Source organism: Sphingomonas liriopis, assembly GCF_024211255.1.
Classification (GTDB): Bacteria; Pseudomonadota; Alphaproteobacteria; order Sphingomonadales; family Sphingomonadaceae; genus Sphingomonas; species Sphingomonas liriopis.
Map to the genome: position 1 here is coordinate 1 of NZ_JAMLDY010000010.1, position 26,808 is coordinate 26,808.

24 protein-coding genes are annotated in these 26,808 nt (G+C 68.6%); 5 read left to right on the top strand and 19 right to left on the bottom strand.

Annotation, left to right across the window (positions count from 1 at the left end; all coding sequences use genetic code 11):
- Positions 1–288: 288 nt before the first annotated feature.
- From M9979_RS09500 to M9979_RS09510, 3 genes are all read right to left on the bottom strand, one after another.
- On the bottom strand, positions 289–564 hold the full coding sequence (locus M9979_RS09500) for a hypothetical protein (protein WP_254289120.1): 276 nt from the start codon (positions 562–564) through the stop codon (positions 289–291).
- A gap of 68 nt (positions 565–632) precedes the next feature.
- On the bottom strand, positions 633–1,412 hold the full coding sequence (locus M9979_RS09505) for a transglutaminase-like domain-containing protein (RefSeq protein WP_254289121.1): 780 nt from the start codon (positions 1,410–1,412) through the stop codon (positions 633–635).
- An 83-nt stretch (positions 1,413–1,495) separates the two neighbouring features.
- Positions 1,496–2,248, bottom strand: a complete 753-nt coding sequence (locus M9979_RS09510; protein ID WP_254289122.1) for a Bax inhibitor-1/YccA family protein — start codon at positions 2,246–2,248, stop codon at positions 1,496–1,498.
- A gap of 129 nt (positions 2,249–2,377) precedes the next feature.
- On the opposite strand from M9979_RS09510, the gene thpR reads away from it, so the two are divergent.
- Positions 2,378–2,944, top strand: coding sequence for an RNA 2',3'-cyclic phosphodiesterase (thpR, locus tag M9979_RS09515; RefSeq protein ID WP_254289123.1), 567 nt, complete (start codon positions 2,378–2,380; stop codon positions 2,942–2,944).
- A 22-nt stretch (positions 2,945–2,966) separates the two neighbouring features.
- Positions 2,967–3,503 carry a superoxide dismutase family protein gene (locus M9979_RS09520; RefSeq protein ID WP_254289124.1) on the top strand — a complete coding sequence of 179 codons (537 nt, stop codon included), beginning with the start codon at positions 2,967–2,969 and terminating at the stop codon, positions 3,501–3,503.
- Positions 3,504–3,757: 254 nt separating this feature from the next.
- Here M9979_RS09520 and M9979_RS09525 read toward each other — a convergent pair whose 3' ends face one another.
- The 5 genes from M9979_RS09525 to M9979_RS09545 form a co-directional block, all read right to left on the bottom strand.
- Entirely contained in the window at positions 3,758–5,314 is a 1,557-nt protein-coding gene (locus M9979_RS09525; RefSeq protein WP_254289125.1) for a spinster family MFS transporter, read from the bottom strand.
- Positions 5,315–5,417: 103 nt separating this feature from the next.
- Entirely contained in the window at positions 5,418–6,122 is a 705-nt protein-coding gene (locus M9979_RS09530) for a hypothetical protein (RefSeq protein WP_254289126.1), read from the bottom strand.
- Positions 6,095–7,330 carry a TIGR04063 family PEP-CTERM/XrtA system glycosyltransferase gene (locus tag M9979_RS09535; protein ID WP_254289127.1) on the bottom strand — a complete coding sequence of 412 codons (1,236 nt, stop codon included), beginning with the start codon at positions 7,328–7,330 and terminating at the stop codon, positions 6,095–6,097. Before M9979_RS09535 ends, M9979_RS09530 begins: the two co-directional genes overlap by 28 nt.
- 381 nt (positions 7,331–7,711) lie before the next feature.
- Positions 7,712–8,860 (bottom strand): saccharopine dehydrogenase family protein, encoded by a 1,149-nt coding sequence (locus M9979_RS09540; protein ID WP_254289128.1) that lies wholly within the window; start codon positions 8,858–8,860, stop codon positions 7,712–7,714.
- A 330-nt stretch (positions 8,861–9,190) separates the two neighbouring features.
- Positions 9,191–10,960 (bottom strand): ABC transporter transmembrane domain-containing protein, encoded by a 1,770-nt coding sequence (locus M9979_RS09545; RefSeq protein ID WP_254289129.1) that lies wholly within the window; start codon positions 10,958–10,960, stop codon positions 9,191–9,193.
- Between the two features lie 153 nt (positions 10,961–11,113).
- Between M9979_RS09545 and M9979_RS09550 the strand changes: the two genes are divergently transcribed.
- Complete coding sequence (locus M9979_RS09550; protein ID WP_254289130.1) at positions 11,114–12,331, top strand: polyhydroxyalkanoate depolymerase; 1,218 nt, start codon at positions 11,114–11,116, stop codon at positions 12,329–12,331.
- A 77-nt stretch (positions 12,332–12,408) separates the two neighbouring features.
- Here the strand turns inward: M9979_RS09550 and M9979_RS09555 are convergent, their stop codons facing one another.
- The 3 genes from M9979_RS09555 to M9979_RS09565 all read right to left on the bottom strand — a co-directional run bounded on the left by M9979_RS09555 (position 12,409) and on the right by M9979_RS09565 (position 14,975).
- Entirely contained in the window at positions 12,409–12,891 is a 483-nt protein-coding gene (locus tag M9979_RS09555; RefSeq protein WP_254289131.1) for a pyridoxamine 5'-phosphate oxidase family protein, read from the bottom strand.
- A 385-nt stretch (positions 12,892–13,276) separates the two neighbouring features.
- Positions 13,277–14,458: an acetyl-CoA C-acyltransferase gene (locus M9979_RS09560; RefSeq protein ID WP_254289132.1), complete on the bottom strand. Its 1,182-nt coding sequence runs from the start codon at positions 14,456–14,458 to the stop codon at positions 13,277–13,279.
- 58 nt (positions 14,459–14,516) lie between these two features.
- Positions 14,517–14,975 (bottom strand): MaoC family dehydratase, encoded by a 459-nt coding sequence (locus tag M9979_RS09565; RefSeq protein WP_254289133.1) that lies wholly within the window; start codon positions 14,973–14,975, stop codon positions 14,517–14,519.
- Between the two features lie 259 nt (positions 14,976–15,234).
- Between M9979_RS09565 and M9979_RS09570 the strand changes: the two genes are divergently transcribed.
- On the top strand, positions 15,235–16,053 hold the full coding sequence (locus tag M9979_RS09570) for a DUF4329 domain-containing protein (RefSeq protein WP_254289134.1): 819 nt from the start codon (positions 15,235–15,237) through the stop codon (positions 16,051–16,053).
- 6 nt (positions 16,054–16,059) lie between these two features.
- Here the strand turns inward: M9979_RS09570 and M9979_RS09575 are convergent, their stop codons facing one another.
- The 7 genes from M9979_RS09575 to M9979_RS09605 all read right to left on the bottom strand — a co-directional run bounded on the left by M9979_RS09575 (position 16,060) and on the right by M9979_RS09605 (position 24,236).
- On the bottom strand, positions 16,060–17,238 hold the full coding sequence (locus M9979_RS09575) for a mechanosensitive ion channel family protein (protein ID WP_254289135.1): 1,179 nt from the start codon (positions 17,236–17,238) through the stop codon (positions 16,060–16,062).
- Positions 17,239–17,249: 11 nt separating this feature from the next.
- On the bottom strand, positions 17,250–18,266 hold the full coding sequence (locus M9979_RS09580) for a DNA topoisomerase IB (protein WP_254289136.1): 1,017 nt from the start codon (positions 18,264–18,266) through the stop codon (positions 17,250–17,252).
- A 62-nt stretch (positions 18,267–18,328) separates the two neighbouring features.
- Complete coding sequence (locus M9979_RS09585; protein ID WP_254289137.1) at positions 18,329–19,405, bottom strand: acyltransferase family protein; 1,077 nt, start codon at positions 19,403–19,405, stop codon at positions 18,329–18,331.
- Between the two features lie 396 nt (positions 19,406–19,801).
- The gene (locus M9979_RS09590) at positions 19,802–21,169 is read right to left on the bottom strand and encodes a DUF5935 domain-containing protein (protein ID WP_254289138.1); all 1,368 of its coding nucleotides are present in this window, start codon (positions 21,167–21,169) and stop codon (positions 19,802–19,804) included.
- Positions 21,162–21,314: a hypothetical protein gene (locus M9979_RS09595; RefSeq protein ID WP_254289139.1), complete on the bottom strand. Its 153-nt coding sequence runs from the start codon at positions 21,312–21,314 to the stop codon at positions 21,162–21,164. The genes M9979_RS09590 and M9979_RS09595 overlap by 8 nt, the downstream gene beginning before the upstream one ends.
- Positions 21,315–21,588: 274 nt before the next feature.
- Positions 21,589–21,915, bottom strand: coding sequence for a hypothetical protein (locus tag M9979_RS09600; RefSeq protein WP_254289140.1), 327 nt, complete (start codon positions 21,913–21,915; stop codon positions 21,589–21,591).
- Positions 21,912–24,236, bottom strand: a complete 2,325-nt coding sequence (locus M9979_RS09605; protein ID WP_254289141.1) for a ribonuclease R family protein — start codon at positions 24,234–24,236, stop codon at positions 21,912–21,914. Before M9979_RS09605 ends, M9979_RS09600 begins: the two co-directional genes overlap by 4 nt.
- 79 nt (positions 24,237–24,315) lie before the next feature.
- On the opposite strand from M9979_RS09605, the gene trhO reads away from it, so the two are divergent.
- Complete coding sequence (gene trhO / locus M9979_RS09610; protein WP_254289142.1) at positions 24,316–25,242, top strand: oxygen-dependent tRNA uridine(34) hydroxylase TrhO; 927 nt, start codon at positions 24,316–24,318, stop codon at positions 25,240–25,242.
- 279 nt (positions 25,243–25,521) lie between these two features.
- On the opposite strand, the gene M9979_RS09615 is transcribed toward trhO, so the two are convergent.
- The gene (locus M9979_RS09615) at positions 25,522–26,802 is read right to left on the bottom strand and encodes a glycoside hydrolase family 130 protein (RefSeq protein WP_254289143.1); all 1,281 of its coding nucleotides are present in this window, start codon (positions 26,800–26,802) and stop codon (positions 25,522–25,524) included.
- Positions 26,803–26,808 lie beyond the last annotated feature (6 nt).

Below are 26,808 nucleotides of genomic sequence, written 5' to 3' on the forward strand. Positions count from 1 at the left end.
CGGAACGGGAGCCGTGACGCCACGCGCTGCGGGGCCGTTACCCCGCAGCGCGCTCGCCAGCCGCATCAGCTTAAACCACAATCCTCAGAGACAACCCCGGACTTGTTCCGGGGTCCACCGGGCTGCAAGCGTTTGGCCCCTCCTCGACACCCTCCGCCTCGCCGCGGAGTGGACCCCGGAACAAGTCCGGGGTGACGGAGGGTGGTGGGGGAGGTTCGCCCGCACTTGACGACAAAAAAAACGGCGACCCTTCGCAGGATCGCCGTCTCCTTCATCCGGTCGGAACGCTCACCCCTTGCGGGCGCGCTCGGCCTCTTCGTCGTAGCCCGACGACGGCGCCGGATCGTGGCTGTGCACCGGCTGCGTCGACGAGGGCGGATCGCTCGCGTCCATCGACTGGTCGAGCCCGGCGTCGAGCCGCGCGTCGCTGCTTTCCGGGTTCTTTTCCAGGCGCTTGTTGATCGACTTGTCCTGGCCCGCGTCCTGACGCGGATCGCGGCCCTCGCTCTCGTCGCTCGGCGCGACCGACAGGCTGTCCAGCGCCTTTTCGTCGATACCGGTCATATGACACCCTCCTGTGATTACAGGGGCAGAACGATTGCCCGATCGTTTCCGTTCCTCTTCCCTTCGGGTCAAAGCCGCGTGACGCGGACGCTCTGATGCACGAAATTCGCCATGCCGAAGACGGTCATGAACGCGATATCGGTGGCATCGCGGCCGACGCAGATGCGCGCGATCGTGTCGGCGGGCGCCATGCCGGTCGCATCGACCAGCCGCCATGCGCCATCGAGCCACAGTTCCGCCACCGCGTGGAAATCGGGCGGTTCGACGCCGGGCGCATAGCCCGCGACGCAGCGCGCCGGGATCTCGCCCGCACGCGCCAGCGCGACGAGCAGATGCGCATAGTCACGGCACACGCCAGACCGGCTGGCGAAGGTGTCGAGCGCGGTCGTCTCGCCGCTGCTGCTGTTCGAGCGATATTCGAGCGAATCCGCCACCCAGGCGGCCAGCGCCGCGGCGAGCGCCCCGCCCTCCAGCCCGGCGAATTCGCGGCGGACGAAGCCTTCCAGCCGATCCGACTGGCAATAGCGGCTGGGCAGCAGATAGGGCACCAGCCCGCCGGCGAGATCGCGCACCGGCGTCGGCGCGAGCGGTGCGAGATCGACGATCGTGCGGTTCACCTCGACGACCGCGCGATATTCCGCCTTCAGCCAGTTGTCGGCGCGGATCCAGCAGCGCTGGCCGATGCCGTCCTCGCCCGCGACCGCGGCGATGGGCGAATCGCTCCAGATCGTCAGCGCCTCCGACTCGATGCGCTGGTCGGGCATCGCCGCCGCCTCGATCTGCAGCAGCACGTCGGTCGGCGGGCCGACGATGGCGTAATCGAGGTCGACGGCGATTTCGAGCCGCATGGGATCAGGTCCTTTGGGCAAAAGAAAGAGCCCGGCGGCATCGGCCACCGGGCTCCCGATCCTGTCAACGTCCGGGTGCGGACTTAGTTACGCTGCGACCCGAACAGGCGAAGCACGAACAGGAACATGTTGATGAAGTCGAGGTAGAGCGACAGCGCCGACATGATGACGGCCTTGCCGACCATGTCCGTACCCGCGACCTGGAAATACAGGCTCTTGGTGCGCTGCGTGTCGTAGGCGGTGAGGCCCGCGAAGATCAGCACGCCGACCGCGCTGATGACCAGGCTCATGATCCCCGACTGCAGGAACAGGTTGATGAGGCTGGCGACGATCAGCCCGACGAGGCCGACGATCAGGAAGGTGCCGAACGCCGACAGGTCGCGCTTGGTCGTGTAGCCGTAAAGGCTGAGCCCCGCGAAGCCCGCCGCGGTGGCGAAGAACGCGCCGGCGATCGACGTGCCGCTATAGACTAGGAAGATCGTCGACAGCGAAACGCCCATCAGCACCGCGAACGCCCAGAAGAGCAGCTGCAGCGTCGAGGTCTTCATCCGGTTCTGGCCGAAGCTCATCGCGAACACGATCGCCAGCGGCGACAGCGCGACGATGAAGCCGAGCATGTTCGTGCGTCCGCCCGGGCCGACCAGCGCACCCACCGCACCGCTCGACGCGAACAGCAGCGCGACGATGCCGGTCAGCAGCACGCCAGACCCCATGTAATTGTAGACCGACAGCATGTACGAGCGCAGACCCGCGTCGTAGGCACCGCTGCGCGCGGTATCGGTGCGCGAAGCCCCGAACGGCGCGGCGCTCGGCCGGGGGTCAGACCAGTTAGCCATGGTATCCCAAACTCCTTTGCCGACCCGAGTGCCGGCTATGTCGAAATATCGGCCCCGTGCGGTCCCTTTTCAAGCGAAACCGGATAGAATGGCGCGACGAAGCAACAGAACATTACAAAGGGCCCGCGGTTGATGCGCCTGTTCGTCGCCCTGCGCCCGCCGCCCGCGATCCGCGCCGCGCTGACCGCCGTGATGGGCGGCGTGCCCGCGGCGCGCTGGCAGGACGATGCGCAGCTGCACTGCACGTTGCGCTTCATCGGCGAGGTCGAACGACCGCAGGCGGAGGACGTCGCCGCCGCGCTGGCGAGCATCCACGCGCCGGCGCCGGTGGTGCGCATCGCCGGTGTCGGCCGCTTCACGCGGCAGGGGCGAACCGATACATTGTGGGCGGGCCTCGCCCCGGCGGATGCGCTGCACCACCTCGCCCGCAAGGTCGAACAGACGTGCGTCCGCGCCGGCCTGCCGCCCGAGCGGCGCGCCTATCTGCCGCATGTCACGCTCGCGCGGTTGCCGCGTAGTGCGGGACTCGCGCCGGAGATCGACGGGTGGCTGGCGGTGCATGCGGGTCTTGCCGGCCCCGCCTTCACGCTGCCGCATCTGATGCTCTACCAGAGCCATCTGGGGCACGGTGGCGCCGCCTATGAACCGGTCGCGCGCTGGCCGCTGGAACCCGCGACGTGTGCGCCGGGTTCGTAGGAAAACCAAAGGGAGACTTTCGATGCGTGCAATCCTCGTCCTCGCCGGCCTGTCGACGCTGGCGCTCGGCGCCTGTACCCAGCAGGATGCGGTCGCGACCGGCAGCCCGCTGGCCGGCGGCGCGCGCGCGACCGCGCTGCTCAAGACCGGCACCGGCGCCGATGCCGGGCGCGCGACGGTGACCGAGGTGGCGGGCGGCCTGCGCTACACGCTCGACGTCAAGGGCCTGCCCGCCGGCACGCACGGCGCGCACATCCACACCACCGGCCGCTGCGACGCGCCCGAGTTCACCACCGCGGGCGGCCATTGGAACCCGACGACGATGAAGCACGGCAGCATGAACCCACAGGGCCCGCACGAGGGCGACCTGCCCAATCTGACCATCGGCACCGACGGCCGCGGCACGCTGGGCGTGACGGTGCCGGGCGCGACGCTGGCCGGCCTGCTCGACGCGGACGGCGCGGCGATCGTCGTCCACGCCGGGCCGGACGACCTGATGACCGACCCCTCCGGCAACAGCGGCGGCCGCATCGCCTGCGGCGTCTTCGCCGCGGCGTAAGCGCGGGCCAAGAGCCTCGGCATCATCCCCCCGAAAACCTTCGTCATCCCCGCGGAGGCGGGGATCCATAGTCGCCGGTCGCGCGATGGCGCCGCAAGGTCAGCCAGTATGGATCCCCGCCTCCGCGGGGATGACGGTGTAGGTGGGGAGGCGCGCACCCTCCCCGCCGTTCGCCCTGAGCCTGTCGAAGGGCAGATGAGTCTCAATGTGCTTCGACAGGCTCAGCACGAATGGAGGGTTGGAGCGCCCCTGCCCTACATCACTTCCCCCGCCGCCCGCGCTCGCGCTTCACGCGTAGCTTCGGCCGCAGGAACCAGCTTGTACGCCGCGATCGCGCAGCCCAGCGTGATCGGCATCGCCACCAGCAGCGACAGCATGCCCACCGACAGGCTGCCCGACAGCGTCGAGATGCGCCCGGCCAGATACGGGCCCATCGCCAGCCCCATCAGCGTCGTGCCGATGAAGAAGGTCGCGGTCGCGGTGCCGCGCATCCGCGGCAGCACGAGGTCCTGCGTCGTCGCCGCCGCCGATCCCAGCGCGCAGCTGGCGGTGAGGCCGGCGAGGAACAGGCACGGATAGAAGACCCAGACGCTGCTCGCGGTGAACGCGCCGATCAGGAACGGCACCGGCACGGTCGCGCCGAAGATCACGACGATCAGCCGCCCGGCGGGATCGCTGCGCCGCAACCGGTCGGCGACGACGCCACCGATCGTCAGCCCGAGGAACCCGGCGAGTGCGCCGCTGCTCCCCAGCAGCAATCCCGCCCGCGCCGGCGTCTCGCCCAGTTCGCGCAACACATAGGGCGCCGCCCAGAAGCTCGACGCATAGCTCAGGAACGAATTGAGCCCATAAGCGACCACCGTGCACAGGAACGCCGGCGTGCCGACGATCAAAGCGAAGGTCGGCGGGTCGCGCCGCTTCAGCGCGCACGCCCAGGAAAACACCGCATAGACGCCCGTGCCCACCGCCAGCCATTGCGGCTTGGGTTCGCCGAGCCCGATCAGCAACGCGACCACCGCCACCACCGCGGCGAGGCCGGTCAGGTTGATCATCAACGCCCGCGTGCCGCCGCGCGCCGCGCCGATCAGCGTCAGCGGCGGGATGATCGTCAGCAATTCCTCGAAGAAGGCGCGGAACGGCGCGGGGTGCTTCGCGGGTTCGGGCAGCCCCTCGACCATCCCGCGGATCGGCTCGCGGAGCGTCGCCACCCAGATCGCGACGATCAGGCCGGGCAGCCCGACCGCGAGGAACGCCGCCTGCCACCCGACCAGCCCCAGCGGGCCGCCGCCCGGCCAGGTACGGTTCCAGCCCTGGACGATCAGCCCGCCGATGAACAGCGACACGCCGCCGCCGACGTAGAGGCCCGCCGAATAGATCGACAGCGCCGTCGCGCGCAGCCGCTTGGGGAAATAGTCTGAGATCAGCGAATAGGCCGCAGGGCTCGCCGTCGCCTCCCCCACCCCGACGCCGATCCGCGCCATCGCCAGCTGGCCGCCGGTGCGCGAGAAACCCGACAGCGCGGTCATCGTCGACCACAGCGCCAGCCCGACCGTCATCAGCCGCACGCGATGCCAGCTGTCCGCCAGCCGCCCGAGCGGGATGCCGAACAGCGCGTAGAACACCCCGAACGCGGTGCCGTACAGGAACCCCAGATCCTCGTCCTTGAGCTTGAGATCGCGCTTGATGTCCTCCGCCAGGATCGAGATCACCTGCCGGTCGATGAAGTTGAGCACGTAGACGAGGAACAGGATGCCGAGCACGTACCAGGCGTAACGTGGCGCCTGCTGCGCCTCCGCTGGGGGAATAGCCATCGACCTCTCCGTTCGGTTTTGCCGGAGGCTAACAGACGGTCGATGCGGCGATAAGCCGAAAAGCGATACCCGATATTCTAAAGTTTTGCCGGGGCGCGTCCGCTCAGGCGCGCAGCGGTCGTCGTGCGCTTTGTTCGAGGCGCTTGAGCAATGCCTCGATCGACGGCGCGGTGGTCGATTCGGCGGGCGAGCGGGGCAGCTGCACGGTGGCGATACGCTCGCCCTCGACCAGCGCGACCGGCGGGCGCAGCGGCGCGACCGGGCGGACGGGTTCGCGCGGCACGTCAGGCAGCGCGCCGGGGTGGAAGGCGGCGAGCGGCAGGTCGAGGTCGACCGGGATCGCCTGCACCACCGGCGGCGGCGGCGGCGCGACCGGCGCCACGTCTTCCGGCGGTGTCGGCACGCCGAGGTCGGCGGCGGACAGCGGACGGCGCGCGGGAGCGTCGGGATGCGCGTCGGCGCGGCGGAGCACCGGCACGCCCTCGACGGCGACCGCCTTGGGCGTGAGCAACCCGCCCGGGCCGAACAGCAGGAACAGCGCCGACCAGACGACCGCCGCGGCGAGCCCGCCGCCGGCGAGCGTCAGCACCGCGCGCGCGGTGGTGCCGAGCGGCGGTTCCGCCGCCGCGACCAGCGACGGCAGGCCGCTACGCCATACCCAATCCTCCAGCACCGTATCGGGCAGCAGCAGGAACAGGGCAGCGACCGCCAGCCCGGCCAGCGCGCCGCCTGCGGGCGCGATCCAGCGGGTCAGCCCCGACGCTGCGAAATCGGGAAGGTTCAAACTCGGGCGGGAGAACGCTGCCATGATCCATCCACTGTCGCGGCCGCCATCAGCCGCTGGTAAATCGGTTCGTAACGACCAATGTTTGACGACCAGTTACGCTCGGCCTCGACGAATGCGCGCGCCCGCGCCCGGCGCGCATCCCATCCGCTGCGATCGGCGAGCAGGCCGGCAAGCGCCGTCGCGATCGCGGCGGGATCGTCGGGGCGGAACAGCGTCCCCGTATCCCCATCGCGGATCAGCTCGCGATGCCCACCGACGTCGGAGGCGGCGACCAACTTGCCCTGCGCCATCGCCTCGAGCGGCTTCAACGGCGTGACCAGATCGGTCAGCCGCATGTGCTTGCGCGGATAGGCGAGCACGTCGACCAGCGCATAATAACGCTCGACCTCGGTATGCGGTACGCGCCCGACGAAACGGATCGCATCGGCCGCGGGCGATGCCGCCGCCTGCGCGCGCAGCGCCGCCTCCATCGGCCCGCCGCCGACCAGCAGCAGCCGTGCCTTGGGCCGCGCCGCGACCAGCGCCGGCATCGCCGCGATCAGGTCGTCGAGCCCCTCGTAATCGTAGAAGCTGCCGATGAAGCCGATCGTCTCGGCATCCGCCAGCCCCAGTTCGCGCGCGAGCCCGTCGTCGCGCGCCACCGGTTCGCCGAACAGCGTCAGGTCGACGCCATTGGGCGACACGACGATCTTGTCCGCCGCGACGCCGCGCGCGATCAAATCACCGCGCAGCCCTTCGCAGATCACCGCCACCGCATCGGCGCGATGCACCGCCCAGGTCTCCAGCGCGCGCGTCGCGCGATAGCGCGCCGATCCTTGCGTACCGGTGCCGTTGCCGACCGCAGCATCCTCCCAGAAGGCACGGATCTCGTAGACCAGCGGCAGCCCGCGCCGCCGCGCCACGCGATACGCCGCGAGCGCGTCGAGCACCGGCGAATGGGCGTGGAGGATATCCGGCCGGAACGATTCGACCGCCGCGTCGATGCGCCGCGCGAAAGAGGCGATGCCGGCGATCTCCCCCAGCACGCCCGGTTTCAGACCGGCACGGGTCCGGTGGAAGGTCAGGCCGTCGACCGATTCGACCGCATCCGCCGCGGGCCCGTGCCGCGGGCCGGTGACCGCGGCGACCTGCCAGCCGCGCTGCTCCTGCGCCTTCAGGATCGCGCGGGTGCGGAAGGTATAGCCGCTCTGCAACGGCAGTCCGTGGTCGAGGACGTGGAGGATGCGCATGCCGCACCCCTGCCACGCCGCCGCTTAACGCCGCGTCAACCGCACGATCCACCCTCGTCGACGCAGCCGGTGCACACCCACGACCCGGCGCCGTCGTCGGGCTATGGCGAAGATACCGAGCGCGCCCGCAAGGGGTGAGCGTTCCGGCGTGATGGAAGAGGCGGCGATCCTGCGAGGGGTTGCCGCTTTTCGTGTCGTCAGGCGGGAGAAGACTCCGCCTCACATCCCTCGTCACCCCGGACTTGTTCCGGGGTCCACCGGGCCGCAGGCGTAAAGCCTCCCTCGACACCCTTCGCCTTGCCGCGGAGTGGACCCCGGAACACGTCCGGGGTGACGGGTGACTTGGGACGGCGAGCTCGACCAGTCGATGGACGCGAGCGCTCAGCCGGCGGTGAAGGTCAGCCCCGCCTTGTCCTGCAACCGGTCGCGCAACGTCGTGCCGAGCAGCGCGCCGGGGGTCCAGATACCGCCCGCGCCCCCGGTCTCGAGCAGGCAGCGCGCGGTCTCGGCGATCATCTTCGACGTCGATCCGTAACCGGGGTCGCGATCCCCCGTCACCACCGCGTCGAAACGCGCGCCGTCCGGCATCAGCCCGACGAACAGCAGGTCGTAATGGCCGCTGTCGCGCTCCTCCTTGCTCGGCCCCTCGCCGGGCTTGGGCCCCTTGTCGCTGGCGAGCGGATTGAGCTTGGCGATCGCCTCCGCCGCCGCCTTGCCCATCTCGCCCAGGCCGGCGACCATCATCTCGTCGTAGACGAAATCCTTGCCGTAGCGGTGGTCGAGCAGGAAGTTGGTGCGGTGGACGTTCTTGGTGTTGATCGCCGCCATGATGAACGGCGCGACCCAGGTGTTGAGCGTCGCGTCGAATTCGGGGAGCAGCCCGGTCGGCTGGTGCGGACCATTGAACCCCGGGGTCAGCGCGAACGGACTGGCGAGCAGCCCGAAGATCGACGGATCGCGCGCCGCCGCGGCGAGCGTCGCCTTCAGGCTGGCGGCGGTCCCGCCCGAAAAGCCGCCCTTCATGCTGCGCACCCGGCCCTTCACCCGCGGCGCGGGATGGCCGTATTTGGCCCGCGCGCATTCCTGCAAGGTCAGCACGCCGAGGTCGAAGGGGATCGAATCGAACCCGCAGGAAAAGACGATCCGCGCGCCGGTGCGCTGCGCCTCGGCCTGATGTGCGTCGATCATGTGACGCATCCAGGCGGGCTCGCCGCACAGGTCGACATAGGCGGTGCCCGCCGCGACGCAGGCGGCGACCAGCGGCGCGCCGTACAGCTGATACGGGCCGACGGTGGTCAGCACGACCGCCGTCGATTCTGCCATAGCCTTCAGCGAACCGGGATTGTCCGCATCGGCGACGATCAGCGGCGTATCGGCCGGCGCACCAATCAGATCGCGCACCTCCTCCAGCTTCGCCCCGCTGCGCCCGGCCATCGCCCAGCGGGTGACGCCTTGCTGGCTCAGATATTCGGCGACCAGCCGCCCGGTGAAGCCGGTCGCGCCATAGACGATGATGTCATAGTCGCGCATTGCCATCTCCCGTTGCTTGACGTTTGCGTCATGCGCCTTGGGGCGGGCGGGATCAAGACGCCTCCATGGCCCCCCACCGTCATCCCGGCGCACGCCGGGACCCATGGAAGCGGTGAATGGGCGGCGGCGCGCACCCTCACCACGGGTGCGTGTCCACGGGTCCCGGCTTTCGCCGGGATGACGAAAGAAGGGGGGCCCCTTCTTCTATGTCCGTCATCCCCGCGAAGGCGGGGATCCATACTGGCTGCCGTCACGGCTCCATCCCGAACCACAGTGATTATGGATCCCCGCCTCCGCGGGGATGACGGTGGAAAGGGAAGACCTGCCCCCCTACGCCGCCTCGCTGAACTGCAACCGCGCCAGCCGCGCATACAGCCCGCCCTGCCCGATCAGGCTGACATGCGTTCCCGATTCGACGATCCGCCCTTCGTCCATCACGATGATCCGCTCCGCCGCGCGGACGGTCGCCAGCCGGTGCGCGATGACCAGCGTCGTGCGGTTCTCCATCAGCCGTTCGAGCGCCTGCTGCACCAGCCGTTCGCTTTCCGCGTCGAGCGCGCTCGTCGCCTCGTCGAGCAGCAGGATCGGGGCGTCACGCAGCAGCGCGCGCGCGATCGTCACGCGCTGGCGCTGGCCGCCCGACAGCCGCGCGCCGCCCTCGCCCAGATTGGTGTCGAGCCCCTGCGGCAGCGCGCGCAGGAAGTCGGCGGCATTGGCCGCCTCCGCCGCCGCCCAGAGTTCGTCGTCGCTTGCCTCCCAATGGCCGTAGCGCAGATTGTCGCGCGCGCTGGCGCCGAAGATCACCGTATCCTGCGGCACCATCGCGATCTGCGCGCGGATCGCCGCCGGGTCCGCCTCGGTGAGGTCGACACCGTCGAGCAGGATCCGCCCCGCGGCGGGGTCGTAGAAACGCTCGGCGAGCTGGAACAGCGTCGACTTGCCCGCGCCCGAGGGGCCGACCACCGCCACCGTCTCGCCGGGGCGGACGCTCAGCGTGAAATCGTCGAGCGCGGCGACCTCGGGCCGGGTCGGATAGTGGAAGCGCACGTTCTCGAACGCGAGCGCACCGTTCACCGGCACCGGCAGCGGGATCGGCGCGGGCGGACGCGTGATCTCCGGCTGTTCGGCGAGCAGTTCGGCGAGGCGGCTCGCCGCGCCCGCACCGCGCAACAGGTCGCCATAGACTTCGGTCAGCGCGCCGAACGCGCCCGCGACGATACCGCCGGTCAGGACGAAGGCGGCGATCGCACCACCGCTGATCCGCCCCGCAGCGACGTCGGTCGCGCCCTCCCACAGCACCAGCGTGATCGATCCGAAGATCAGGAAGATCATGATCGCGGTCATCACCGCGCGCAGGCCGATCCGGCGCTTCGCCGCGGCGAAGGTCGCGTCGACCGCCGCGGTGAAGCGCCGCGCCTCGCGGGGTTCCTGACCGAATGCCTGGACGATCTTCATCGCGCCCAGCGTCTCGGTGACCAGCGAGCCGACGTCGGCGACGCGATCCTGCGAGGTGCGTGACAGGTTGCGGATGCGCCGGCCGAGGATCGTCACCGGCAGGATGATCAGCGGGATGCCGAGCAGCAGCATGCCCGCCAGCTTGGGCGACAGCGCGAACAGATAGATCATGCCGCCGACGCCGGTGAACATGTTGCGCAGCGCGATGCTGACCGTGCTGCCGACGACGGTCTCGATCAGCGACGTGTCAGACGTCAGGCGCGACGCGATCTCCGATGGGCGATTTTCCTCGAAGAAGCGCGGCGTCAGGCCGAGCAGATGCGCCTGCACCGTCGTGCGGATGTCTGCGACGACGCGTTCGCCGAGCCAGGACACGAAATAGAAGCGGATCGCGGTCGCCACCGCCAGCACCGCGACGATCATCAGCAGGTAATGGAACGACGAGGCGACCGATCCTTCGCCCCCCGGCGCGAAGCCGCGATCGATGACCCGCTTGAAGCCATAGGGGATCCCGATCGTCGCCGCCGAGGTGGTGGCGAGCGCGGCGAGCGCGATCGCGAGATGGCGCGGATAACACAGCACCCGATCCCATACGAGGCGGAGGTCGCCGAGCCGGCGATTGCTGGAAACGGGAGATTGGGCCATCGCGCCAGCGCCTAGCAGCCGGGGGGCACGGGCTCAACGGCGCGCGCGGTGCCCCGGTTCGGCGCCGATCGCGCGTCTCGGGCGTTCAGGCCGATTGAACATGCCGCAAATGACGTTACGTATACGGCAACCTATTTGGGCGATAACACGATCATGCTGTACGATGCCTATGAGATGCAACGCTCGATGCTCAACGGAGCGAGCGCGATAGCGACCTTCGGCGCCGACTGGATGCGCAACCCCGCCAACCCCTGGTCCTATGTCGGCGGCGGTTCGGTGGTCAGCTCCGCGCTCGAAGTGTTCGCGCATGCCTCGGCGACGCGCGGCAAGCCCGCGTTCGGGCTGACGCACACCGTGATCGACGGGCGCGAGGTCGCGGTCACCGAAGAGATCGTGCTGCAGAAGCCGTTCGGCCAGCTGAAGCGCTTCCGCCGCGAGGGCATCGAAGGCAGCCCCAAATTGCTGATCGTCGCGCCGATGTCGGGCCATTACGCCACGCTGCTGCGCGGCACGGTCGAGCGGATGCTCCCGTCTGCCGAAGTGTACATCACCGACTGGCGCGATGCGAAGCTGGTGCCGCTCAGCGACGGCCGCTTCGACCTCGACGATTATATCGATTATCTGATCGCCTTCATGGAAGAGATCGGGCCGGGCGCGCACATGCTCGCGGTCTGCCAGCCGTCGGTGCCCTGCTATGCCGCGACCGCGCTGATGAGCGCCGACCGGAATCCGTGCCGGCCGCGGACGCTGACCATGATGGGCGGCCCGATCGACACGCGCGAGGCGCCGACCGCGGTCAACACGCTGGCGACCGAACGGCCGCATGCGTGGTTCGAGCAGAATGTCGTCGTGACGGTGCCGATGATGTACCCCGGCGCGGGCCGCAAGGTATACCCCGGCTTCCTGCAGCTCGCCGGTTTCATGTCGATGAACCTCGGCAACCACATGATGAGCCATTGGGAGATGTTCAAGCATCTCGTCCAGGGCGACGGCGAAAGCGCCGACGCGACCAAGGGCTTCTACGAGGAATATCGCTCGGTCTGCGACATGACCGCGGAATTCTACTTGCAAACGGTGGATCTGGTCTTCCAGACGCATGCGCTGCCGCGTGGCACGATGATGCACCGCGGGCGTCCCGTCGATCCGGGCGCGATCACGGACGTCGCGGTGCTGGCGATCGAGGGCGAGCGCGACGACATTTCGGGCCTCGGCCAGACGAAGGCGGCGCTGACCCTGGCGACCAACCTCGCCGACGACAAGAAGCGCTATCTGATGGCGGAGGGCGCGGGCCATTACGGCATCTTCAACGGTTCGAAATGGCGCAATCAGGTCGCGCCGGTCGTCGAGGAATGGATGGCGACGCACGCCTGATACGACGAGAGCGGCCCCGGTGGGAGCCGCTCTCGATGGGTTTGGAAAGGGGCGGCTGCGGGCCGCCCCTTTTCGTATCAGGCGACCGAGCCGACCACCGCGTGGCTACCCGATTCCTCGCCGCGGATCGTGCCGCCGAACAGCATCTTGAGGCGACCGCCGACCGAGATATCAGTTTCCCAAAGCTCGGCGCTGTCGATGTCGAAGCGCAGCAGCGTCAGGTTGGGATCGGCCTTGCCGCCCGGAAACCACGCCTCGACCTGGTTGTTCCAAAGCTTGTCGATCTGCGCACGATCATCGTCCCGGGTTACATTGCCGGCCAGGCAGGCGAAGAAGTCATGCCCCTTGCCGACGAACTGCGCCATCGCGTCGCCGCCGGCGGCGATGCGGTTGTCCTTGCCGGCGAAGAAGAACAGCGTGTTGGGTTGATCGTCGTCGATCTGCGCGGTCATCGGCTCGGAATGCTCGCCGTCGTTCAGCCCGATCATTACGAACGGGCTGCTCTTCAACTTGTCGAGGAATTTGGCGGCAACCTCCTGCGGGCTGTCGTGATCGGCCATGCGTCATCTCCTGTCCTATGTGCCGGGAGAACGAGTGCGGCCGGGGTTGGTTGCGCTCTTGTAGAGGGGCTCTCTACAAGAGCGAGGCATTGCCGGTTTGTCCTGCGATCAGCATACGTCTCCTCGGCGGCGATCCTGCCGTCATCCGAGAAAGGTAAGCGTATGCATCTTGCCGAACTGTGCCTGATCTTGGGCACGCTCTTCGCCTTCGGGACCTTGATCCTGAAGATCATCGAAGTGGCGCGTCCGAAATAAGGCGCCGGGCGGGGTTCGGGTTGCAGCTCGAACCCCAAACGCATTGAGCCCCGACCGTTGCAGCGATCGGGGCTCGAGAAAGGCGCGTATGCAATCGCCGTAATCTAAATATCGTCCGAGGGGATAAATTTCAACTCATAACTTCGAACAACCCCGCGGCGCCCATGCCGCCGCCGACGCACATCGTCACGACAACGTACTTCGCGCCGCGGCGCTTGCCTTCGATCAGCGCGTGGCCGGTCATGCGGGCGCCGGACATGCCGTAGGGGTGGCCGATCGAGATCGCGCCGCCATTGACGTTCAGCAGCTCGTCGGGGATGCCGAGCGTGTCGCGGCAATAGAGGACCTGCACCGCGAAGGCTTCGTTGAGTTCCCACAGGCCGATGTCGTTCATCGTGAGGCCGTTCTTTTCGAGCAGCTTCGGGATCGCGAAGACCGGGCCGATTCCCATCTCGTCGGGCTTGGTGCCCGCCACCGCCATGCCGACGTAGCGGCCGAGCGGGGTCAGGCCCTTCGCCGCGGCGACGCTTTCCTCCATCAGCACCGACGCCGCGGCGCCGTCGGACAGCTGGCTGGCATTACCGGCGGTGATGACGCCGTCGGGGCCGACGACGGGCTGCAACGCCTGCAAGCCTTCCAGCGTGGTGTCGGCGCGGTTGCCCTCGTCCTTCGAGAGGGTCACGTCCTTGGTGCTGACCTCTTTGGTCGCCTTGTCGATGACGTTCATCGTCGCCGAGAGTGCGACGATCTCGTCGTCGAACTTGCCCGCGGCCTGCGCGGCGGCGGTGCGCTGCTGCGACTGGAGGCCATAGGCGTCCTGTGCATCGCGGCCGATACCGTAGCGCTTGGCGACCGTCTCGGCGGTCTGGAGCATCGGCATGTAGATGTCGCCGTGCATCGCGATGAGAGTCTTGTCGACGCCGACGCGCATCTGCGGGGTCTGGACCATGCTGATGCTCTCGACGCCGCCGCCGATCGCGACGTCCATGCCGTCGACGACGATCTGCTTGGCGGCGGTGGCGATCGCCATCAGGCCGCTGGCGCACTGGCGGTCGAGCGACATGCCCGAGACCGAGGTCGGCAGGCCCGCCATCAGCGCTGCCTGGCGCGCGATGTTGCCGGCCTGATGCCCCTGCTGGAGCGCCGCGCCGAAGACGACGTCCTCGACCTCGGCGCCGTCGATCCCGGCGCGCTTGACGGCGTGCTCGATGGCGTGGCCGGCGAGCGCCTGGGGCGTGGTGTTGTTGAAGGCGCCGCGATAGGCGCGGCCGATGGGGGTGCGGGCGGTGGAGACGATGACGGCGGAGCGCATGGGCAAACTTCCCTGACTTCACGCATGGATGCGTGACGGTGAAAACTAGATATCGTTATTATACAAAGGCTTGGCTGATCCATTCGGCGATCAGCGCGGGCTTGTCCTGGCCTTCGATCTCGACGGTGAATTCGGTCGTCTGCTGGAACTGGCCGGGACGCTTTTCGTCGAATGCGGTGAGCGTGAAGCGGCCGCGGACGCGGCTGCCCGAACGCACGGGGGTGAGGAAGCGGACCTTGTTGCCGCCGTAATTGACCCCCATCCGCACGCCCTCCAGCCGGGGTGCGTCGGGGACCTTCGACGCCAGCAGCGGCATCAGCGACAGCGTGAGGAAGCCGTGCGCGATCGTGCCGCCGAACGGCGTCGCCGCGGCGGCGACGGGATCGACGTGGATGAACTGGTGATCCCCCGTCGCCTCGGCGAAGCGGTCGATCATGGCCTGCGTCACCTCGACCCAGTCGGAGACGGTCTCGGTGCCGATCCTTGCCTTCATCTCGTCGACGGTGACGGTCGTCATGCAGCCCTCCGCAGGTTCGCCACCCTCTAGGCGCGAGATGCCGCTGTTCGCAAGACCCGACCGACCGAAAACTGGAACGACGACGGCAACGGGAGCGATTTGTCGGCTCAAACCGCCGTGTAGGGTGGTGATCACGGCGGACCCGATCTTCTAAAACCTGTGGACGATCGCCACGGGCGATAAAAGTGCGCGTCCCGCAACCCCCGTCTTGCCGTCGTCGGGCGAACCGGCGACACGGGCGCAAACGGGAGAATGTTCGATGTCCGCCCTGACCATCCTCACGCTGTCGGCAGCGATCGCCCAACAGGCACCCGCGGCACCCCCACCGGCGGCTACGGCGCCGACCGAGGCGCAGCGGCTGGCGCAATCGGCGAGCCTCGGCCGGCTGGTCTATGCGCTCGATCGCGCGGCATGGGTCAGTTCGGATGCGTTGACCGCGCAGGTGCCGAAGGACCAGCTCGGCAGCGTCGGCGGCTATGTCGTCGAGATCGTCGACGGCAAGACGCTGCGCGTCACCTATTACCGGGGCGCGGCGGCGGAGGCGCGAGCGTTCTTCACCGCCGACGTTCGCGATCTGAAGGTGGTGAGCAGCGAGCGGCTGGCGACGCCCGTGCCGCTCACGCCCACCCAGGCGATGCTGGCCGCCGCGCGCACGACCGCGGCGAAGACGGCGGTGACGCTGGGTTACCGGCCCTGCACGCCGGTTCCGTTCAACACGGTGGTGCTGCCGCCGCGATCGGGCGGGCCGGCGGTCGTCTATCTGCTGACCGCGCAACAGGATGCCCGCCGCTACGTGATGGGCGGCAATTACCGCGTCGTGGTCGCCGCCGACGGCACGGTGCTGTCGACCCGACCCTATGACAAATCCTGCCGAACGGTCGATCTGCCCAGCTTGCCGCCTGGAGCCAAGCCAGTCGGCTTCGTCGTCAATCATCTGCTCGATCCGGTGCCGACCGAGATGCACGTCTTCGCATCGTACAGCCTGCGGATGCCGGTGTTCGTGAGCACGCCCGATGGCAGGCGGTGGAAGGTGGCGAGCGACGCGATCACGCCGATGGCCGCACCGCCCGCGCAATAGCGCCGGTCACGACGCCGGTCTGTCGGCCACCGCATAGGGCATGACCAGCGTGCCGTCGGGCGCGGCGGTGTAGGTGGTCTGCGTCGGATAGGGGATGACGATCCCTTCCGCGGCGAAGCGGGTCATGATGCTGACCATGACGCGGTCGCGCATCGGGTGCGCGGTCGCCCAGTCGTCGCCGGGAATGTCGAACTGGAGGACGAAATCAAGGCTGGAGGCGCCGAAGCTTTCGAAGCTGGAGCGCGCGACCTTGCCGCCCTCGCCCTCGGCGATCTCCCTCAGCATCGCAGGGATGCGGGCGAGCGTGTCGGGCGGCGTTTCGTAGGCCGCGCCGATCGTGAACTGGATGCGGATATGGTCGCGCACGCTGGTGTTCTGGATCTCCTTGTCGAGCAATTGCTTGTTGCTGATGACGCGCAGCTCGCCGGTGAAGGCGCGGATGCGCGTGCTCTTCAGGCCGATCGATTCGATGACGCCGCTGGTGGTGCCGTAGCTGATCTTGTCGCCGCGGCGGAATGGGCGGTCGAAGATGATCGCGAGTGCGGCGAACAGGTCGCCGAAGATTCCCTGCGCGGCGAGGCCGATCGCGATGCCGCCGACGCCGAGGCCGGCGATCAGGCCGGTGACGTTGACGCCGAGATTGTCGAGCACGACGACCAGCGCGACCGCGAACAGCGCGACGGTGACGAGCAGGCGGATGAGGCCCATCGCCGACAGCAGCGCCTCGCCGCTGTAATGTTCGCTGCTGGTGCGGTGCTCGATCGCGCCGAGGATCAGCTCGCGCGCCCAGATCGCCGCCTGGAACACCGAGGCGACGGTCCACAGGAAATTGACCGTCGTCGCGACCTGGCTCGGCGCGCCGGCGTAACCGACGACGAGCTTGGCGGCGAGCATGACGATGAAGAAATTGCTGGTGCGGGTGACCGCGCGGCCGACGATCATGCCCCAGCCGCGGCGCAGCGGCGTACCGCCGGCGATATGCTTGCCGCACAATCGCTCGCCGAGCTTGCGCAGCCCGTGCAGCGCGACGACGATCACCGCGCCGGTGGCGAAGGCGATGAGGATCTGCAGCCAGTGGGTGTGCAGCCAGACCTCGCTGGCGACGTACAGGTCCTGCACCTGCCCCTGGACATCGTCGGCATCAAAGATCGGCGCCTTGGCGGCGGTAGTATTGGTCGTGGACATCGAAACTCTCTTCAGGCGGCGACCTTCATCGCGGGAAGCGATGCGGGCGTGCCGGCTTCGAGGAAGGCGATCAGGCCGCGTTCCTCGCGGCTGAGGTAGCGGGCGGAGCGCGGCAGGCGCAGCGCCTTGCGGAAGGCGCCCTGCCCCTTCTTGACCAAGGCGATCAGCGCGGGGTGGACGTAGCTCTTGCGCGCGATCGCCGGCGTGTTGCCGAGCCGTTCGACGACGGGTTCGAGCAGCGCCTTGAGGCTGAGGTCGGCCTGCGCCCCCGCCAGCGCCTCGAACGCAGTGACGCTGGCGCCCCAGGTGCGGAAATGCTTGGCGGTGAAATCGCTGCCGGTCGCGCGCTTGATGTAATCGTTGACGTCGGACGAGGTGACGGGATGCGCCTCGCCGTCATCGTCGACCCAGGCGAAGAGGTGCTGGTCGTCGAGGTCCTGCATCTTCTTCACCGTCGCGGCGAGGCGCTTGTCGGTGATGGTGAGGTCGCGCGTCTTGCCCGATTTGCCCTTGTAGCGCAGCTTGAGCGTGTTGCCGCGCACGCTGCCGTGGCGCTTGCGTAGCGTGGTCGCGCCGTAGCTCTGGTTCGCCTCCGCATAGGCTTCGTTGCCGACGCGGATATGGCCGATGTCGAGCAGGCGGACGACCGCGGCGATCGCGCGATCCTTGGCGAGGCCGCGCGAGGCGAGATCGTCGGCGACGCGGGCGCGGATCTTGGGCAGGCAATGGCCGAAATCGGCGCATTTCTCATACTTCGCCGCCTCCTGCGCCTCGCGGAAGTCGGCGTGATAGCGGTATTGCTTGCGGCCCTTCTCGTCCCAGCCGATCGCCTGGATATGGCCGTTGGCCTTCGGGCAGAACCAGGCGTCGCGATAGGCGGGCGGCAGGCCGACGGCGTTGAGGCGGTCGATCTCGTCGCGGTCGGTGATGCGGTCGCCGTCGGCGCGGTAATAGGCCCAGCCGTTGCGTACCTTCTTGCGGGTGATGCCCGGTTTCGAATCGTCGCAATAGACCAGTCGCGCGGCCACGCCTTTCTCCCTTGGTGCAAGGACAGGGAAATGCGCGGGCGGCGGGGTGTGTTCCCGTGGCGCTATTCGGCGGGGAGCGTGTGCGGGCGGGCGGCGGGGCGGCGGTTGAGCCATGCCTGTGCCGGGCGCTCGACACGGTGGTAGAGCAGGACCGATGCCGCCAGCACCAATGCGAGGTAGAGCGCCACCAGCGCCGACGATACCGCGGCGTCATGGACGAGCGCGAGCTTGAACGCCTTCCACAGCAGGAAGTGCGACAGATAGGTCGCGTAGCTGATCTCACCGAGATAATGGAGCGTGCGGCCTTCGAGCGGGTGGTGCGTGGCGCCGGCGGTGCGGGCGAGCGCGAGCAGCGTGGCGGCGAAGGTGACGGGGGCGGCGAGCGTCTCGGGCATGCCGAGCGTCCAGCCGACGATGGCGAGGACCGCGAGCACCACTGGCGCGGCGACCGGCGGGCGGCGCAGGAACAGCGCGGCGAGGATCGTGCCGGTGGCGAATTCGGCGCAGCAGCGGATCAGGCCATAGCGCGGGATGTCGGCGCCGAGCATGGGCGCGCCGTTCATCGCGATGTGGAGCGCAAACAGGATCGCGGCGGCGCCGGCGACGAGCAGCGCGGTCGGCAGGCGGCGCCAGTCGATCGCGAGGACGAGCAAGGGCACGAGCAGATAGGCGGCGAGTTCGCAGCTGATCGACCAGGCGGGGTCGTTCCAGCGGAGGTCGCGGGTGAAGCCCCAGTTCTGGACGAGCAGCGCATGCAGCGGCAGTTCGGCGAAGGGGAAGGCGGGATCGTCGCGGCCGGTGGCGCGGAGCAGCAGCGCTAGCGCGACCGCGGCGGCGAGCATGACGGCGTGCAACGGCCAGATGCGAGCGATCCGCTTTTGCAGGAAGCGCGGAATCGCGGCCGGGTCGCGCAGGCGTTCGTGCCAGGCCAGCCAGATGACGAACCCTGACAGCAGGAAGAAGAAGTCGACCGCGAGATAGCCCTTGGCGAACAGCGCTTCTGCCGCGGTGGGCAGGCCGGCGATGCTGCCGCGGATATGGTAGAGGACGACCAGCCACGCCGCGATCCCGCGGACGCTGGTGAGCGCGCGGAGTTCGCCGGTGGTGGCGTGCGACGCTTGCCTCCCCTCCCCCGTCATACCGGACTCGTTCCGGCATCCACCGGGCAGCGCGCCCATCGGTCGCTGGTGACACGGCACAGTGGACCCCGGAACACGTCCGGGGTGACGGAGGATGTGTGGCGGCCACCTGACCTCACACCGCCACCGCTTGCCCCCGCAGCGCGCGCATCGGCGCCGTCGCGGTTTCCGACCGCCGCCGCGCCAGATACCAATCCAGTCCGATCTGCGCGCCGATCAGCGGTGAGCGCGCGGAGTTCGCCGGTGGCGGCGCGCGACGCTCGTCCCCCCTCCCCCGTCATGCCGGACTCGTTCCGGCATCCACCGGGCAGCGCGCCCATCGGTCGCTAGTGACGCGGGACGATGGACCCCGGAACGAGTCCGGGGTGACGGAGGATGTGCGGTGGCCACCTGACGTCACACCGCCACCGCCTGCCCCCGCGGCGCGCGCATCGGCGCCTTCGCCGTCTCCGACCGCCTGCGCGCGAGATACGAATCCAGCCCGATCTGCGCGCCGATCAGCATGTAGACGAAGGGCTGGAACGCGATCGCGATGAACGCCGCGCCGAGCAGGTAGACGAGGTGCGCGGTCTGCAGCGCCGCCGCGAGCGGTCCCGCCCAGCCGAACTCGCCGTCGGGATCGCGGTAGCGGCGGCGCAGCACCTCCATGCGGAACAGGCCGATCAGGCTGATCGCCAGCCACAGGGCGAGGCCCATATAGCCCTGTTCGCCGAGCATCTCGAAATAGGCGCTGTGATAGCCGCGCGCCTTGTCGATCACCGCCTGGTCGGTGATCGCGGGGGCGGGACCGACGCTGCCGTCGGCGCCGACGGTCTTCTTGATCGCATAGCGGATGTGGTTGCCGCGATACGCCTCGAACCCGCCGCCGAAGGGGTGCGCCTTGGCGTAATCCATCGTCCATTGCCACACCGCGAGCCGCGTCGAGGCGGATTCGTCGGCGTCGTGGCTCTTGATCGTGCTCATCCGGTCGGTGAAGCTCGCCGGCAGGAACGGGATCGCGACGAGGCCCGCGGCGGCGATCAGCGAGACGTACAGGACCTTGCGCTTGGCGTTACGCAGCGACAGCAGCACGACGAGCACGGTGCAGAGCGTGCCGGTGCGCGTCGACGTGCCGATCGGGATCAGCAGGCAGGCGAAGATCAGGCACAGGCAGAAGCCCTTCACCTTCCAGTCGGGCGGGAAGATCGTGCCCCAGCGCATGAACCACGCGATCAGCGGCACGATCGCGATCGCGACGGTGGAGATGGTCGAGCCTTCGTACAGCCCCGAATTGTTGTTCACCATCAGGTCGAGCTGGCCATAGCCGCCGCCGCCCGCCGCGGTCTTGATCCCGCCGACGATGATGATCGTGCCCGCCGACAGGATCATGAACAGCAGCAGCGCTTCGATCCTGAGCTTGGTGCGCAGGGTAAGCGGCAGGAAGGCGGCGAAGGCGAGGCATTTCCACACCCAGTCCCATTTGTCCTTCGCATCGAGCGGGAAATCGGCGCCCATCGTCGTGCCCCAGCAATAGAGGAGCAGCGCGATGATGAGACCCTGTCGGGGCGAAAAGCGGCTGTCCGCCTTGTCGTCCATCAGCAGCCAGCCGCCGACCGCGAGCGCCACCGCGATCAGCGAGATCGGCACCGCGTTAAGCAGGAGGTAGGTCAGCCGCTGCGGCGAGACGATGTCGATATAGACATAGGCGAGCACCAGCAGGAACGGGCGCCGGAAGCCCATCCCAAAAAACGCGGCGAGGAAGGCGACGAAAACGAGGTCACGCACCGGGCGGCGGCTCCGGCGGGCCCTTGCGCGCACCCCAGTGGCGCGGCGGCGGGCGTTCGGAGTCGAGATCGGTGCGCTTGAGCAGCAGCCACGCGGCGAGCAGCATCAGCCCATGGGTGAGCGCCAGCGAGAGATTGTCGATCATGGCCGCGCCTCCTTTCCCATGAGAAAGAGGCTTAGGGCGGGAGGGGTTGATGCGGCGTTAAGTGAGGGGGCGCGAAGACGCAAAGACGCGAAGGTGTCGCGCCCGGCGCGAAGCGCCTCGCATGTTCACTGGCATGCGATGATCCTGGGTAATCCGTTCGTGCTGAGCCTGTCGAAGCACATTGAGACTCACCTGCCCTTCGACAGGCTCAGGGCGAACGGTCGGAAGGGTTGCAACGAAAAGAGCCAGAGACGCCGTCTCCGCGCGAACTTCGTCACCCCCGGTAGAACAGCACCGCGACGACCGCGACCAGCAGCGCCACGATCACCATCACCGGCACCCGCTTCGCCCGGCGGGCCGCGGCGGCGGCTTCGTAGGCGTCCATGTCGAACCAGAACCGCCCCTGCGCCGGCATGCGGATCGATCCGTCGGCGATCATCGCAGCGAATGCCTTCGCCTCGCGCGCGTCGGCGGGGGTGAAGGCGACGGCATCGTCGGGCGTCACCGCATGCGCCTCGACGAAGCGCGGCGCGATTGTGCCGTGGACGAGGTAGCGGTCGCGCACCGTGCCCCGCTCGACACGCTCCAGCCGGCCGGTCATCGCCGCTTGCCGTTGTGGCGGATGTTGGCGGGGCGGCCACGATGCTTGATGACGCGGTCCTTGCGGCCCTTGCCGAGATCGCGCGGGCCCGGCGCCGCACCCTTGCCGCCGGGCAGTTCGAAGCGGAGCACCCCCGACACCGGATTCGCCTCGGCCAGACGCAGGTCGATGCGCTGGCCGAGCGCATATTCCTCGCCGGTCTGTTCGCCGACCAGCTTGCGCGCCGCCTCGTCGAACCGGAAATATTCGCCGCCGAGGTCGCGAACGGGCATCAGCCCGTCGCCGCCGATCCCCTCGACCGTGGCGAAGAAGCCGTAATTCTGTACGCCGGTGATCCGCGCCGACAGCGTCTCGCCGACCTTCTCCGACAGGAAGGCGGCGACGTAGCGGTCGATCGTGTCGCGCTCCGCCTCCATCGCGCGGCGTTCGAGGCCGCTGATCGTCGTGCCGATCTGCTCCATCGCCTCCGCGTCCGCCCTGGTTAGGCCACCCTCCCCCAGCCCGCACGCGCCGACCAGCGCGCGGTGGACGACGAGGTCGGCGTAGCGGCGGATCGGCGAGGTGAAGTGCGCGTACGATCCCAGCGACAGGCCGAAATGGCCGTGGTTGGCGGGGGCGTAAAAGGCCTGCGTCTGGGTACGCAGGATCTGCTCCATCACCTGCGGACGGAAGTCGGCGTCGCCGATGCGGGTGAGGACGTGGTTGAACGTCGCCGGGCGGATCACCTGTCCCAGCGCGAAGGGCACGTCGAACGTCTCGAGATAATCCTTGAGCGCGGCAAGCTTCTCGCGGCTGGGTGTTTCGTGGACGCGGTACATGACGGGCGCCTTTTTCGCCTCCAGCGCCTTGGCGGCGGCGACGTTGGCGGCGATCATGTAATCCTCGATCAGCCGGTGCGCGTCGAGCCGCTCGCGCGGCGCGACCGACATGATCCGGCCGGTCTCGTCGAGCACGACGCGGCGTTCGGGCAGGTCGAGGTCGAGCGGCTCGCGCGCGTTGCGGGCTTTGGCGAGCGCGTGCCAGCAGGCCCAGAGGTGACGCAGAGTCTCCGTCAATTCCTCCCCGGCACGGGGAGGGGGACCATCCGCAGGATGGTGGAGGGGGGCATCCTCGGGCGGTGGCGCTGGTGGCGCCCCCCCTCCACCAGCTTCGCTGGTCCCCCTCCCCGTGCCGGGGAGGAATGTGTCGGCAATCGCCTGCGCATCCTCGTACGCGAGGTTCGCGGCGATCCGCACGCGGGCGCGGGTGAAGCGCCAGCTGTCGAGCGTGCCGCTCTTGCCGATGCGCAGGTGACAGACGAGCGCGGCGCGGTCCTCGCCTTCCTTCAGCGAACAGACTTCGGCGGACAGGATTTCGGGCAGCATCGGCACGACGCGGTCGGGAAAATAGACCGAATTGCCGCGGCGGCGCGCCTCGCGGTCGATCTCCGACCCCGGGCGGACGTAGAAGCTGACGTCGGCGATCGCGACGACCGCCTGCCAGCCGCCGTCCTCGTGCGGCGCGGCCCAGACGGCGTCGTCGTGGTCGCGCGCGTCGGCGGGGTCGATCGCGACGATCGGCAGGTGGGTGAGGTCCTCGCGATCGTCCCCCAAAGGCAGCTGCGACACGCGTTCGGCCTCGTCGAGCGTGTCGCCAGAGAACACGTCGGGGATGCCGAGCTTATGGATCGCGATCAGCGAGAAGCTGCGCGGCGCGAACGGGTCGCCCAAGCGCTGGACGACGCGGACGGTGATGCGCGGCGGCCGGCCGGTCATTTCCGCCATCACGAGGTCGCCGGCCTCGGCGCCGCCGGTATCGGAGACGGCGAATTCGCGGCGGTCCTTCTTCTCGACGCCGGTCAGCCAGAAGCGCTCCCCGTCGCGGCGGAGCACCCCCAGCACCTGCTCGGACGCCTTGGCCAGCACCTTCATCGGATGCGCGATCCAGCCGTTGCCGGCTTCCTCGGTGCGCGCGAGGACGCGTTCGCCGATGCCGAGCGCGCCGCGCTTGCGTTCGCGCACGCGCAGCCGCGGCACGGGCGTGTCGGCTTCCCAGCGGTCGGGCACCGCCCAGACGTTGCCGCCGTCGTCGACATCGGCGATGCGCAGCACCGTGACCTTGGGCAGGCCACCCATCTTGTGGAAGGCGCGGCCGGGGGCGCTGTCGATCAGCCCCTCGTCGGCCATGTCCTTGAGCAGCGCCTTCAGCGCGATCTTTTCCTGCGCGGTGAGGCCGAACGCCTTGGCGATCTCGCGCTTGCCGGCAGGGACATCGGAATTCGCGATGAAGTCGAGGATCTGCGCCTGCGTCGGCAGGCCGGGCTTGGGTTTAGGTTTTGGCACGGACGAGAGATAGGGACTGCGGCCCCCTACGTCATGCGCGATCTTTGCGTGGGCACGTCCGAGGCGCTACAGCGCGGCGATGCCGCCGATCCGCGTTTGTGCGCTCTATCGCTTCACCCCCTTCCCCGATCCCGCCGCGTTGCAGGCGCCGTTGCTGAGCGCGTGCGAGGCGGCCGGCGTGCGCGGCACGCTGCTGCTGGCGCCCGAGGGGATCAACGGCACGATCGCCGGGCCGGATGCGGGGATGGACGCGGTGCTGGCGCATATCCGCGGCCTGCCCGGCTGTGCCGCGCTCGACGTCAAGGAGGCGCGTGCGGACACGATGCCGTTCCACCGCACCAAGGTGCGACTGAAGCGCGAGATCGTGACGATGGGGGAGCCCGCGATCGATCCGCTCGACACCGGCCATTACGTCGAACCTGCCGAGTGGAACGCGCTGATCGCCGATCCCGATACGGTGTTGATCGACACGCGCAACGATTACGAGGTGGCGGTCGGCACATTCGCCGGGGCGGTCGATCCGGCGACGCGGACGTTCCGCGAATTTCCGGCGTGGTTTCGGGAGCATCGCACAGAGCTGCTCGACGGCAGCAAGCGCGTCGCGATGTTCTGCACCGGCGGCATCCGCTGCGAAAAGGCGACCGCGTTCCTGAAGGCGGAAGGGGTCGAGGACGTCTTCCACCTCAAGGGCGGCGTCCTCAAATATCTGGAGGAGGTGCCGGCGGAGGCGAGCCGCTGGCAGGGCGAATGCTTCGTCTTCGACGAGCGGGTGGCGGTGGGGCATGGCCTGGCTCCTGGCACGCATGCGCTGTGCCGGGCGTGCCGGATGCCGGTGTCGCCGGAGGATCGGGCGTCGGCACTGTACGAGGAGGGGGTGCGTTGTCCGCGGTGTTACGCTGCGCGTGGGGATGAGGATCGCGCGCGTTATGCCGAGCGGCATCGGCAGGCGCTGCTCGCCGAGGCGCGGGGGGAGGCGCATGTCGGGCGGCGGTATGGGGATGCGTGACGGGCGGTGTTCGGCGGGCTGATGCGATAGTCTCCGGGGGCGTGAGACCCATCTGTGCTTCGACAGGCCCAGCACGAACGGGTTGGATGACGGTTGCCCCCATCCCTCGTCACCCCGGACTTGTTCCGGGGTCCACTCCGCGGCGAGGCGAACGGAATGATGCTGGAGCGATAGGCCTGCGGCGCCGTGGACCCCGGAACAAGTCCGGGGTGACGACCGATATGTGGCCATGGCACGCGTCTCACGACGCGGGTCACCATCGACCGTCGTCCCACCCCCTCAAACCATCGCGGCGAGCAGTTCCGTGATCTTGACGAAGGCAAAGCCGACCGAACTGTCGGCGATGCCGTACGGCAGGAACAGCGTGTCGCCGTGGCGGATCGCGCCGCAGCTGTAGACGACGTTGGGGACGTAGCCCTCGCGGTCCTGGTCCTTCGCGGCGAGGATCGGTTCGCGGGTGCGGCCGATCACCTTCGACGGATCTTCCTTGTCGAGCAGCGCCGCGCCGATCGAATATTTGCGCATCGCGCCGACGCCGTGGGTCAGCAGCAGCCAGCCTTCGTCGAGTTCGATCGGCGGGCCGCAATTGCCGATCTGCACCAGCTCCCATGGATACAACGGCGCGAGGATCTTTTCGCCCTCGTCCCAATGTTCGAGGCGGTCCGACTTGAGCAGGAACAGGTTCTCGCCGTCCTGCCGGCCGATCATCATATACTGGCCGCCGACCTTGCGCGGGAATAGGCCCATGCCCTTGTTGCGCGCCGCGGACCCCGACATCGGCACGAGGTCGAAGCTGCGGAAATCGCGCGTGCGCATCAGTTCGGACTGAATCACCGAGCCGTTATAGGCGGTGTAGGTGCCGATCCATTCGTAACTGCCGTCCTCATGCCGGAAATGGACGATGCGCAGGTCCTCCAGCCCCTTCGACTGCGCCTGCGTGATCGGGAAGATCACCGTGCCCGACAGCGTCGAATCGCGGTGGCGCCAGACGGTGACCGGGCCGGCCGGCATCTCCTCTTCGCCGCCGACGACGTCCGCCGCGGTGGCGAAGGGCGGTTCGGGCGCGAGCTTGAGTTCGTTGGCGCTGGTGATGATGCCTTCGCGGAAGGCGACCGAGCTGATGTGCCCCTCCCCCACCGAACGCAGGCTCATCAGGATGCGCATCGATCCCTCGGGCATGCCGGTCTGGTCGAAATGCGGCACCGCGCTGGGGTTCATCAGCGCGGCGGCGGCATAGCTGTATTCGTGGCAGAAATAGGCGCCGATCAGCTGGCGCTTCTCGTCGCCGATCTCACCGCCGTCGAGGCCGAGCAGCTCCGCGATCTCGTCGTAGCGGGTCATGAACACGCGGCGCGTCTGCCAGTGGCGCGCCTCGAAATCCTTGAGCACCGCCTCCAGCTGTTCGCGCGCCTCGCCGTTCGACATGGCGAGCACTTCGCCGACCAGCCGTTCGGTACGGTTGGGCGCGCCGCCCTTTCCGCCCCAGGCGATGTGGAACGGCCGCACGACGACGCGCGACGGATCGGCGTGCAGGCGCAGGCCGTGGGTGAACAGGTCCATCGCGGT